Origin of the sequence: Roseivirga sp. 4D4, from assembly GCF_001747095.1 — a bacterium.
In the GTDB taxonomy this organism is placed as follows: Bacteria; Bacteroidota; Bacteroidia; order Cytophagales; family Cyclobacteriaceae; genus Roseivirga.
This window is the reverse complement of record NZ_MDGP01000001.1, coordinates 2,817,488-2,829,970: the sequence shown is the minus strand read 5'-3', so window position 1 is coordinate 2,829,970 and position 12,483 is coordinate 2,817,488. Positions and strand designations below refer to the sequence as shown.

Annotated in this window: 7 protein-coding genes; 5 read left to right on the top strand and 2 right to left on the bottom strand. The window is 42.6% G+C overall.

The annotated features are described in order from the left end of the window. The first annotated feature begins 14 nt into the window (after window positions 1-14). The 3 genes from BFP97_RS12500 (at window position 15) to BFP97_RS12490 (ending at window position 3,994) form a co-directional block, all read left to right on the top strand. Window positions 15-536: a tetratricopeptide repeat protein gene (locus tag BFP97_RS12500; protein WP_170827459.1), complete on the top strand. Its 522-nt coding sequence runs from the start codon at window positions 15-17 to the stop codon at window positions 534-536. Between the two features lie 1,080 nt (window positions 537-1,616). Then, window positions 1,617-2,912 carry a hypothetical protein gene (locus tag BFP97_RS12495; RefSeq protein ID WP_069842740.1) on the top strand — a complete coding sequence of 432 codons (1,296 nt, stop codon included), beginning with the start codon at window positions 1,617-1,619 and terminating at the stop codon, window positions 2,910-2,912. A 56-nt stretch (window positions 2,913-2,968) separates the two neighbouring features. Beyond that, the gene (locus BFP97_RS12490; RefSeq protein WP_069842739.1) at window positions 2,969-3,994 is read left to right on the top strand and encodes an interleukin-like EMT inducer domain-containing protein; all 1,026 of its coding nucleotides are present in this window, start codon (window positions 2,969-2,971) and stop codon (window positions 3,992-3,994) included. A gap of 409 nt (window positions 3,995-4,403) precedes the next feature. Here the strand turns inward: BFP97_RS12490 and pafA are convergent, their stop codons facing one another. Both pafA and BFP97_RS12480 read right to left on the bottom strand, forming a co-directional pair. Further along, entirely contained in the window at window positions 4,404-6,026 is a 1,623-nt protein-coding gene (gene pafA, locus BFP97_RS12485; RefSeq protein ID WP_069842738.1) for an alkaline phosphatase PafA, read from the bottom strand. A 7-nt stretch (window positions 6,027-6,033) separates the two neighbouring features. Then, window positions 6,034-8,685, bottom strand: a complete 2,652-nt coding sequence (locus tag BFP97_RS12480) for a WG repeat-containing protein (RefSeq protein WP_139135290.1) — start codon at window positions 8,683-8,685, stop codon at window positions 6,034-6,036. 220 nt (window positions 8,686-8,905) lie between these two features. Here BFP97_RS12480 and BFP97_RS12475 point away from each other — a divergent pair, with 220 nt between their 5' ends. Further along, window positions 8,906-11,359: a TonB-dependent receptor gene (locus BFP97_RS12475; RefSeq protein ID WP_069842736.1), complete on the top strand. Its 2,454-nt coding sequence runs from the start codon at window positions 8,906-8,908 to the stop codon at window positions 11,357-11,359. 5 nt (window positions 11,360-11,364) lie between these two features. Next, entirely contained in the window at window positions 11,365-12,480 is a 1,116-nt protein-coding gene (locus BFP97_RS12470; RefSeq protein WP_170827458.1) for a DUF4249 family protein, read from the top strand. The last annotated feature ends 3 nt before the right edge of the window (window positions 12,481-12,483 follow it).

Genomic DNA, 12,483 nt, shown 5'->3' with positions numbered 1-12,483 from the left:
ACTTGGATAAGAAGGTGTTCAAAATCATTTTAGTCGGTGGGGCTTGTGGTCTGATAATGGCTTTCATTTATTTTAGGCAAACAAGACCTATTAACATCTTAGAGGAATTTGAGAAGCTGAGAGAACAACCAATTCAAAGTAAGTCAGGAGAACAACTGGCTGAGTACTATGTTAATGTTCGGAAAATAGACTCACTTTTATTGATTGATCAAGAGTCAGTTGCAATTGACTTTCTTAAAAATCTAGCTGATACTGCATCTCATCATGTTCAGGAGTACTTATTTAATATGGGAAAAATCCTGTATGGTCAGGGTGATTTTAATAGGGCACAACTCACTTTTTCAAGAGTTTTAAATGAGTATGACAAAGATCATATTAATGCGAGAGAGTGGCGTGCCTATTGTTTTATGCAATTTAAAGACTGTGACCTTGCTATGAAGGATGCGAGATATTTAGTTGAGTACGACTCTGCTTTTTTGGATAAATATGAAAGAATAAAGCAGAATTGTGACTCCATTGAAAGTCAAGTTGAGTAGCCCAATTAATCATCTCACCAGCTTAGACAAACCATTAGCCAAATAATAAATAAGCGGTAGTACGATCAATTATCTGGTTTTGCTAAAAAGATTAGAATAGAGATAATAGAGGCTGATTTAGGATCAGCTTCTTTTGTTTTTGGTAGGTACATAGGTGCCAAAGCTGTTGAGAAGAGTTATTATAACGTATTTAAAAGCCCTTTTTCATTCTAAGTGCGCCTGTCTGCCGACAGGCAGGATCAATTATCAGGTATGATAATTTAAATTCAGAATCGAATCTAAGTGTAGTTCCCCCTGGTCCTCACATACTGCCTAGTGCTCGCTTGCAGTGAGTACTGGTCTTATGTTACACTTGAAGTGTAATAATTGTATATCCTAAAATAGGTCCGCACTATAAGTGCGAACCAGTTCGACTAATGGACACAGCTCCTGCCTGTCGGCAGAGTGTAGATACAACAGCACTGGATGTAGTTCCTGTCTTTGGCAGGCGTAGAGAGAAATCTTAACCACCCAGCAAGTCAGACTTTGCATTAAAAATGAGAAAGCCGTCCGACCGCTTCAAGCGGTCAGACGGATCTGTTTTATCTTATTGTTCTTCCTTGCTAACAGACAGGGAAGGATACAACAGCACTGGATGTAGTTCCTGCCTGCCGGCAGACAAAGGGAGAAATCTAGTTAACCCATAAAGCAATGAGGAGATTCCGGACTGAATCCGGAATGACGATACGCCCCCTGGTCCTCACATACAGCCTAGTGCTCACCTGTCTGCCGACAGGCAGGCCTGTGGTGAGTACTGGTCTTATGTTACACTTGAAGTGTAATAATTGTATATCCTAAAATAGGTCCGCACTGCAAGTGCGAACCAGTTAGGGTCTACCTGTCGAGAGGTACAGGGTGAAATCTAATTATCACGTCAGGCAATGGGCAGATTCCTTCTCCCGATGAATCGGGATCGGAATGACGTTAGTGATTAGGAGGTTCAGGCCTAACCCCAGAATGACGATACGTTATGGTTTTACCATTCATATATTTTTGTAAATAATCTTTGATAAATCTGTCTTTTTCTGCCATATTTAATTAATGCGAAACCTCCTGATTTTTTTCATTTGCTGCTTACTTACTTCACCCGCCTTTGCACAAGAGTCATTACAGGACGAATCGCTGGAAATCAGCACACAATCACTGGAAAAGGCCAATAAAAAGGTTCAGAAAGAAATAGACAAACTCTCAAAGCGCTTGCGGAAAAGTGTCAGTGAACTCTACCCCGATTTGCCGGTAGACAAGGTAGATTCGCTGGTCAGCGCAATGGCCGCTAAAAAGGAAGCCATTCAAGGAGAAGCAAAAGACAGCGTAACCAATTACCTTCAAACCCTTAAGCAAGACCTGCTGGCTGACCTGAAAGAAACCCCGGAGAAACTTCCCGTGGCCGATAAGATCCGAGAAAGTGTGGAAAAACTTGAGGAACTCAAGCAAATGCAGGGACTTTTAAAGGACAAAGATCAATTGGTAGAGATGCTGGATGTTTCTGAAATCAAGAAACTGAACAAGCAGGTGGTTGACCTGAAGGGTTCTTTTGAAGAATATAAATCTCAGTTCGATGGGTGGGAAGACAAACTTTTAGAAGAAGTGACCAACCTGCCCCAGGCCCAATTACTGAAAGAACAGGCCGAAAAGATGAAAGCCTACAAACCCTTACCAGAAGGCTATCGCGATGATATGGGTCAATTCCAAACCAATGACTTTGTCAAAGAAAAACTAGAAGCCAAAGCCGAAGAGTTCAAGAAGATTGGCGAGACCACCTTGCAAGAGAAATTTGACCAGGCCCAGACGAAGATCACCGAGGCCAAACAAAAGTTTCCAAGCCTTGAAAGTCTGGAAGATGCACCTAAACGATACAACCCACATAAAGACAAACCCTTTTTGCAGAGGATCATTCTTGGAGGCAATCTTCAAGTCAATCGCCAAGAACCCGTCTCTGCCGATTTGTCTTTGAGTTTGACCTATCCTTTGGGACTCAAATCAGCCATTGGGGTATCAGGCGGTACCAGGGTTTTTCTGGAGAAAGCCAAAGTGGTTAGAACCCGGGACCAAGCCACTGGCTTCCGAGCCTTTTATCGACATACTCTTTACAAATCCTTTTACCTACAAGCCAACTACGAAGTCACCAAGCTGCGGACGGAAGATCTCAATGATAATCAGTTGGGAGAACAATGGGTGAAAACCGCTTTGTTGGGCATTGGCAAGAAGTTCACGATCGCCAAGAAGATTCAAATGAACTTCGGCCTATTCTACGACCTCTTCTTCGATGCTACCCAAAGCCCGAATGATCAGGCCTGGGTCATGCGATTAGGCTTTGACTTGAAAAAGGATAAGTAGGAATCAATTGGCTCCTGGATATGCAGGAACCTCTCTTTAAACTAAATAAATAACACATGATTAGATCAGTATTTCTTTCAGTAATCCTTCTATTCTCGGTTTTTGAATCTATGGCACAGGTCACCTCTTCCGTATACGTTAGAGGCACAGGTTATAATTACAGCCAATCACGTGTAGTAAAGGTAGGAGGGACAAATTATGCCGTTGGTGGTAGAGGTCTAACGCTAACAGTTCTAAATGCTTCAACACACGCCCATATTTCAACTGTTAAATACGATACATACGGTAGTTCGACTGACGCTAACAATCTGGCCGAAGCCCTTAACAAGTTAACCAGGGGTCAAATAGGAATGATCGCTTCTTATGATGCTTGGGAAAACAATGTCACTGAGAATTTGAAAAATGCAGCGAGAAGATTGGGTCTTTTTAAGCTTGGAGGTGGATTGGATGCCGGTTCCAGACGGCCCTACGCGGCAATTTTTAGAGGTTCAGGAACTTCGACAACCTCTAATCTTGAACCTAATCACATAGCTTATGAAGTAATGCAATCTGAAGATCATCAGGCTGAATATGCCACGATTGCCACATATCTAATTGATGATGCCTTTATTGGGAATAATTTGTCAAATGCACTGGTCTCTGGGGATGGTAATTTGGTGGGAGCGTCCATTTTGGTTGACAATAACAATCAGGTTGGAATTGGCACGAATGATCCTGCTTTTAAGCTGGATGTCAATGGAACTAGTCGTTTTACTCAAAAGGTGATAGTGGAGGATGATATCGAATCCAAAAAAGTAAAAGTTACCGCTACGCCAGGTTCCGTTCCCGATTATGTATTCAATCCCTCTTATGAGTTAAGAAGCCTGTCGGAAGTGGAGCTTTTTATCAAAAAGAACTCACACCTACCCAACATTCCCAGTGCCAAGGAAGTCGAGACCAACGGTCAGGATGTAGGAGATATGCAGTTAAAATTATTGGAGAAGGTTGAGGAGTTGACTTTGTATATGATTGAACTGGAAAAGACTGTCAAAAAGCAATCGGCTGAGATAAAGGCGTTGAAGTCTGAAAAGAAGCACCCCTAGCCACTCGCGTCACCCTGAACGTGTTTCAGGGTCTAGTGGAAGAATGGCCATCAAATTGATCCGTCCGACCGCTTCGAGCGGTCAGACGAAGATAATTTCTATTCGAGGGAGTATTATTATTCAGTATTATCACGTCATTTCGCCCCTATTCATCGGTAGATAAATTTTAACCACCCAGAAAGTCAGTAGTGTTCTAACTGTTAAAATGGGTCCGCACTACATTGCGAACCAGGTGCGTATGTTGATGAAGATACTTCGGCAAGCTCAGTATAGAAAAGAGGGCGGTTAGTGAGCCGTCCGATCGCTTAGAGCGATCAGACAGAGATAATTTGTATTCAAAATAAGGGGATTCCTTCTCCCGAAGTCTCGGGATCGAAATGACGATAGAAGACAGACGCGCTTGATCTAATTACTTTATCGCCTCAAAGATCGGTTGCCCGGTGGCACCATTCGGAAGCCTGATCTGTAGTAACATACTCACCGTAGGAGCAATGTCCGTGATATGCATCTTCCTTACCGAAGTACCCGATTGAACTCCCCAACCATAAAAGATAATGGGGACGTGCGTATCGTAATTCCAAGCGTTGCCATGACCTGTTCCCTTTGCTCTGCCAGCTTGCCATGCAGGATTAAGAATCATCTTAATGTCGCCCGACTCTTTGGCATGATAGGAGTTTTGCATCAGAGATCTCAGTTGTTCACTGTAGCTGTTTCTGGCCATGTCAGTGGCGGTCAGTGCCAAATGCACACCTTCAAACTTCATGGCTTGCTGTGCAACAAAAAGCTGTATTTCATAGAGCTCTACTCCTTTTTCGGCCACCACATCGTGATCTAAAAAAGTATCATAGCCTATTGGTCCTTCAAACCATTCAGCTTCACCATACTTTTCATTGACTGCTGACTTGAGTGACTCCGCGTAAGCCCCTCTATTGAAATTGTCTACTCTAAACTTATCATTCTTCATACGAAGCGAGTTCTCAGCCACTGCATGATCGGCAGTTAAGAAGACCACATAATTTCCTTTACCTACTTTGTTGTCTAGTGCATCGAGTAGTCTTTCAATTTCCTTGTCTAATCGAATGTAGGTGTCTTGGACCTCCTTGGACTGAGGTCCAAAATTGTGTCCAATGTAATCGGGGCTAGAAAAACTTACCGCTAAAAAGTCAGTGGTAGCATCGGCACCAAGGCCTTCAGCGTCAATTGCCGCTAGTGCTAAATCATTCAGAAGTGTATTGCCAAAAGGAGTGCTTCTTATCAGTCCTAAGCCACCATTAGTAGTCCTAAGTTTGGAAAGGTCATATGGAAAAGTTGGCGTGTCCTTGCCTCTGAAGCCACCTTCATATGGAGAGTTATCAATACCACTTTCATTGTATTCATTGATCGGTTTAAGCGTATTCCAAGTCCCACCAAGGTACTTATCAGCCAATTTTCTATTGTTAAAAGACTTGACCCAATCCGGAAGGTCATCCATATAATAAGAAGAAGTCATAAACTCTCCCGTGCTGGCATCATACCAATAAGAGCCATCAGAGTAGTGTCCTCCCGGTAGCGCAGAACCTCTGTCTTTGATAGACATTGCAATCACCTTACCTTTTTGCATGGTCGAAATCTTAAGCTCATCTGTGATCGTTGAACTGTACAAGTTCATCGGAGAGATTTTACCACTTCTTGCAGATCCACCGACAGCCACAACGGCTGTATCTTCTGCACAATAGACGTTCCTATTCAATAACCTACTGTACCAAGTATTGTCAACGATACCATGAACGGAGGGAGTAGCGCCTGTATAAACAGAAGCATGACCAGGACCAGTACTTGTTGAAGAATAGTTGAAATGTCCATTTTTGGCGGCAAAACCATCATTCATTAAGCGCTTTATTCCACCTTCTCCAAAGTGATTTTCAAAGCGCCAGATATATTCTTGTTTCATCTGGTCAACCATTATGCCCACTACCAGTTTTGGACGTTCAGTTTGTGCCCTTAGGGCAGTTACGCTTACAAAAAGGAATAGAATGAAGATGGATTTTTTCATGATACTATCATTTTGAAGGGCAAGCTATCTTAAAATATGCTTCCTGAGGAAAGCTTTGTGTAAAAATTTTGTTACCCATTTTGTCAAAGTAGATAACAATGTAAATATCGGCCTCAGGAACGAGCTTCATGGCAAAGTAGATGGGTTCTTCAGCAGCTCCTAAAACTTTGATTTCGGTATATGTAGGTTCAATAAGCTCACCTTGAGAGAGGCTGTAAATGCCCTCACCCGCTTCAGTGCTTATCAGGAGTGTTTTGTCGGCATCATCCTCATTAATGTACTCGTAGGTCAAAATCCCTTCATACAAAGCCTCATCCGCAGCAATGTTATACATCAACCACTCGTCTTCTATTCGGGTTAGTGAAAGTGTGTCATTGTAATACACCACTTCATCGAACTCAAAGGTGGTAAGGGGTTCTGCACTTGCATTGATGAATCCTTTGTAGTTGCCTTCAGAAGCGATCAGCACGGTGTCGGCATAGGGTTCAATGAGTTTTTCAAAGGTAGGAGGAATGTTAATGTCTTTTTCAGGATTGATCACACCCACTTTGCCCTTATCCAAAATGCTCACGAACCCCTCTTTGTTTGAGCCGATACCATCGTATATAAAGTTCAGTAGAAAATGACCGGTGCTATCTGCCAGGGCAGCATTCCTCTTTTGAAGTCTAATCATATTCGGGCTCAAGGCCGTCACATCATTATAGGTCGAAGCTAGAATCTCTCGTCCGCTGTCGTTGTAGATTTTTCTGTACTTCTTAGCATTGCTCAGCATAAAGAAGTCATTTAAAGCCTTTTCGCCCGTGGTAATGTACTGTTGAGGAATTAACAATTGTGGGTTCCATTCCTCCTTCATGAGTATTTCCTTACCCGTTTTGAATTGCGCCCACGCAGAATCATTGCGAAACTTCATCACCATGTTTTCTCCCCAGAAGGCAAGCGAGTCATAGTTACGTTGTGGAAGTGTATTGCCGACTTGATCGAGTAAAGTCCAGGTGCCATCCTGAAAAAGGCCCAACCAACGATCGTTCTCCAAAATTTTATCGTACAGTTTTCCACCGATAAGGTCATTATACCGATCGTGAACCAATTGTACTTTTTGCCGTACTTCCAGCTTCCAACCATAAGGGCGTTCATAAATCTCATATTCACCAAAAGGGATAATGGTTTCAAAGTTCTGATTCAGAATGGACTCCTTGTCGTTCCGTATCACCCATAATCTACCATTCGGTAATTCTTCTATTTCATCAAATTGAGGTTCAAAAGCGGGAGGCTCAAGGCCTGTTAAAATGGGAAAGAGAGCTTCAGGTTTGATCAGCTGAATACCGTTCTCTTTTTCCAACCAAAGCTTTGTTTTGAAGGTATCTATTTGCACAAACTCATTGGGCAGATACCTGAGACCATTGATGCTTGTGAGTCCAAAAAGACCATTTTGCTTGGTGCGGATAAAACTGTTGTTCAATACTTTGATTTCTTCTTTCGGGTCATCAATAATGGACTGGCCAGACTTATGGATCAGCCGATCGCCTTCCACATTGCGAATGATTAACATGCCGTATCCGCCATCAATTACCTGTTCGAAGATGCCCTCGTAAATGAGCGCTCCATTTCTTCCCAAAACCTGCTTTTTCCCATTCACAGTACCGAATACCACGTCTCCGAACGATGGGTTACAGAGACAGTCTTCCGTCAAGGTTTCAAAATTTGTCTGTAGCCGATCATTTCCCACTTTGCTGACATACTTGATCTTCCCGTTCTCTAGCTTTGGCATCCAGAACTCACCTTCAAGTACCTTGGCTTTTCGAAGTGAGTCCATATTCAAGCCAAAGTCAAAATCTTCAAAGAAGTCTCCGTCAGGATACTTGGTATTGTAGATGTGATAAGCGCGATCGGCCATGACTTTATTGAAATCATTACTCGCATAATCGACTAGGAACCTTCGGAACGACTCGAGCGTGTTTTCCGCGGTAGTATATTGAAATATTCCAGCTACTACATTTTTACGATAAGGTGTATTAGGAAATTCCTCTAAGAAGGAGGTTAGACTTTGATAGCTTCCATCTGCAGTGCGCTCTTCATAGATCAATCTTTTGTATCTAAGCTCTGCTTCACCGAAATCTTCGGCAGCAGGATATTCGTCCATAAACTGTTGGTAGCGCTGCCAGGTGTTAATCGATGCAGCCTGTTCAAAAGCGATGTGATTTCTGAGCCTAATCGCTTCCTCGATCTGGTCCGCATCCTGATGATTTTGCATAAACCAGTTATAAGCATCAATGGTATGAATAGACTTGATGTCGATAAACTTGAGGCTGTCAACTTTGTCTTTCAAGTTTTGTAGTGATACTGAATCTACAGACAGCTCTTTCAAAGCTGCAATGTCCTTCGGTTCGGTAATGAATTGCAATTGTCCGAAAGCTTGGTTGGTGTAGAGGTATGCCGTGTCGACATCGTACCGATTGAATGCTGTATCTATGAATAGGTTAGCATAGAGATAATAAGCAGCCGGGTTAAGGGTGTCCTTTCCAATCGATCTGTCAAGGGCTTCTACGGTCTTGACCAAGTCACCCCGCTGATAGAACCTAAAAGCACGTTTCGGAATTTCAATATTCCAAAAGGTCAGTAGAGCGACCAAACTCGATAAGAGATATATCTTCTTTACCAATCGATAGACTGTTTATTAGGCCAAAAATAATAAACGACCGGCCAAAACCTGTATTACGAAACAATAAGCTTATAACGTTTCTTATTAGGTACATATTCGTTCATCCTCTAAAACCCTTCACTCACTGAATAAGAAATCGTTTGCATAAAAGACATGACTTAAATTCGTACAAAAAAGACTTATATTATTGCATTGCACTTTTAAACCTAATTACCACCTAATGGATTCATTATTTCAAGGAACACTGAGGAGTGTATTGATGCTGGTCATACTGTTCGCGTCTGTAAGCGTATATGCTCAGAATAACGAACGTGTCGTTATAGGCGATCCCTCCAAAACTTCCACTGGCAGGGTGAGAATCCAGGGACAAGTCACAGGAAAAGAAGATGGAAAAGGACTCTTTGGCGCCACAGTGGCGATAAGAGGAACCAATATAGGAGCAGTATGTGATGAGAAAGGGAATTATGAATTCACCACGGGTACAGGGCAATTTGAATTAGTAGTGCAATATGTGGGTAAAGTGACCAAGGTTTATGACATCAGAGTCATAGGAAATGGCAGACTGGATATCTCCCTAGAGGATGAAGTTGTATCGTTAGATCAGGTATTGATTGAAGCCGAGGGAGAAGACAAGAATATCCAGCGAATTGGTGCAGGTATAAACCGATTGAATATCAAAGAAATTGAGAGTCTTCCTGCCTTTATGGGTGAGGTAGATATTGTGAAGAGTCTCCAGTCCTTGCCTGGTGTTTCTACCGTGGGTGAAGGGGCCAGTGGTTTTAACGTAAGGGGAGGTAGGACAGATCAGAACCTGATTTTGCAAGACGGGGCGATCTTATTCAATGCCTCGCACGTTTTAGGCTTTTTCTCAACTTTTAATCCTGATGCCACTGAGGCTTTTACCCTTTATAAAGGAAATATGCCTGCGCAATTTGGTGGCCGTATTTCTTCTGTATTGGATGTAAGGATGAAAGAAGGCAACAGCGAAAAGGTAAAAGTAAGAGGAGGTCTTGGGCTAGTCGCTAGCCGATTGGTTGTTGATGGGCCATTGAATGGAGGCAAAACAAGATTCTTGGTTGCGGGACGATCGTCATACTCTGATTGGGTTTTGGGCCAGGCTAGAAATATTGATGTACAAAATAGTGCCGCACGTTTTCACGATGTTAACCTAAAGTTGAGCCATCGATTTGGCAACAAGAATAAGGTGAACCTAAGTTATTATCGAAGTGGAGATTTTTTCCGATTCGCCCAAGACTTCGGATTCGAATGGGACACAGATATCCTCAATTTCAGCTGGAATTCGAGCATCACAGATAATCTCATTTCTACCACACGCCTAGTGTCTGGAGTTTATAAGAGTAAGCTCTTCGACCCATCGGGCATAGATGCTGCCGAGATAGACAATGGTATGAATTACTATCAGGCGCAGCAAAACTTCTTTTATACCCCAAATGATAAACATAGCATCACTTTTGGTGGCGATTTTGTCCGATATGATAGCAGGCCAGAAATTTCTACACCGATCGGCCCTGATTCAGGAATATTAGCAGAGAGAGTGGAAAAGGAACAGGGTAATGAGTTTGGCTTTTTCGTAAACGATGACATTAACATCACCAAGGACCTGGCAGTTTCGCTCGGTTTGCGCTATTCAATTTTTCAGAATAGAGGACCGTATGATGTGTTTCAATACGCAGATGGTGCTCAACGCTTGGTCGAAAACATTATCGACACAACCTCCTATGCCGATGGAGATCTGATTGCCAAATATTCAGGTTTCGAGCCTCGCATCGGACTTCGATACAAGATAGATGACCGAACCTCGGTGAAGTTGAGTTTGAACCGTACAAGGCAGTACATACATACGCTTTCTAACAGTACAGCGGCTACACCTACTGATATTCTTCAGCTGAGTAATACCTATTTAAAGCCATTGATTTCTAACAATGCTTCTATAGGCTATTTCAAAAACTTTAGTGACAATAAGTGGGAGACTTCATTAGAAGTCTACATCCGCGACATAGACAATTTGTTAGACTATAAGGACTTTGTGGACTTGTTACTGAACAACCACCTTGAGACAGACCTTATCGCAGGCAAGGGAAGAGCTTATGGTATGGAGCTCTACATCAAGAAGAACAAAGGTCCAATGACTGGATGGCTTTCTTATACACTTTCTCGTACCGAGGTTCAGATTGAGGGGGGAAATCCGGATGAAGTGATCAACAATGGTAACTGGTATCCTGCCAACTTTGATAGGACCCATAATTTCTCCTGGGTATCTACTGTACAGCTGAGAGGTACAAGTTCTTTCAATTGGAATGTAGTCTATAGCACTGGCCGACCGATTAATGGCATTGTGACAAATTATCGTATCGGTAGTACCGTGGTGCCGCATTTCTCTGAGAGAAATGAGTTTCGTATTCCTGATTATTTCAGAATAGACTTGAGCTTTACCTTCGGAAGAGATATCCTCAAAAAGGAGTACAGAGACAGACTTGAAGGCCGTAATTATCTTGGTACGCTGACCATCGGTATCTACAATATCCTTTCAAGAAAGAATGCATTCTCGGTTTTCTTCAAGAGACCAGAGGATTTAGGCTTAATTCCTAGACCTCACAGACTGACAGTATTAGGAGCTGCATTTCCTAACATCACCTATAATTTTAGATTTTAATGAAGATGCGCAAAACACAATTCCTGTACTTATTGGGTATGGTACTCGTGTCACTACTATTCACGCGCTGTGCTGAGGTAATAGAATTAAACAATGAAACGAGTGGTGGTCAATTAGTGATCGCTGGGCGGATCACCAATGGTACGATGGGTAATGTGGTCAATATTTCCCGAGCACTGCCTGAGGAACAAGCCCCTCAGCTGATCAGTGGTGCATTGGTAAAGGTGATTGATCAGGATGGAATGGAAGAAGCTTACGTTGAAACACAACCCGGTCAGTATGAGCTTTGCAGAGACATTGTACAAGGTCAGGTGGGTGGAGTGTATCAGCTTGAGGTGCAAGTTGATGGGAAAACCTACACTTCCTCATTACAGGAAATGATGCCTATACTGGCCGAAGACGAATTGCGTTTTGAGCTGGACATCCAAGATAACATCTCCGGCTCTGGCACTGCAACCAGTACAGATGTGGTAAGAATTTTTGCGAATAGTACACTGAACAGTCTGCCTGAAGAATTCTATATCCGTTGGTTAATGGAAGAGGCTTACACGGTAGTGGCAATGGACTTACCGGATCGGAACTTTCCTAGATATTCTCAGCAACAGTGCTATATCATCAATGAACTGAGCGCTCAAGATATATTTTTGGTGGATGGAACAGAAATTAGAAATGTTAACCTAAATAATAGGGAAGTGGCCGTAAGAACGGTTGATAATAGCTTCACTAATAGACATTACTTCAACATTATTCAGTTAGGTTTGAATCGCGAGACACATGAATATTGGAGTAAGCTACAGTCGCTCACGGTGAGGCAGGGTTCAATATTTGATACGCCTCCTGCTGCAGTGCCTGGAAACTTCGTAAGCTCTGATCCTTCTGAAGAAGTGTTTGGCTTTTTTGAGGCTTCAAGTGCCGATACGGCCAGGCTTTTGATGACAAATAATGATATTCCCCTCTTCTTTCTGGATCCTTGTCAAGTAGATCAGGAGACATTTCTTCAGATTATTAGAGTTCCATTTGAGTGCATCAGTTGCTTGATCGACAGAGAGATTGTGGAAGCAGAGTGTATCTTCTGTTCGCTACTGCCTAACAGTACTTTAGTCAGGCCCAGTTATTTTTAATTT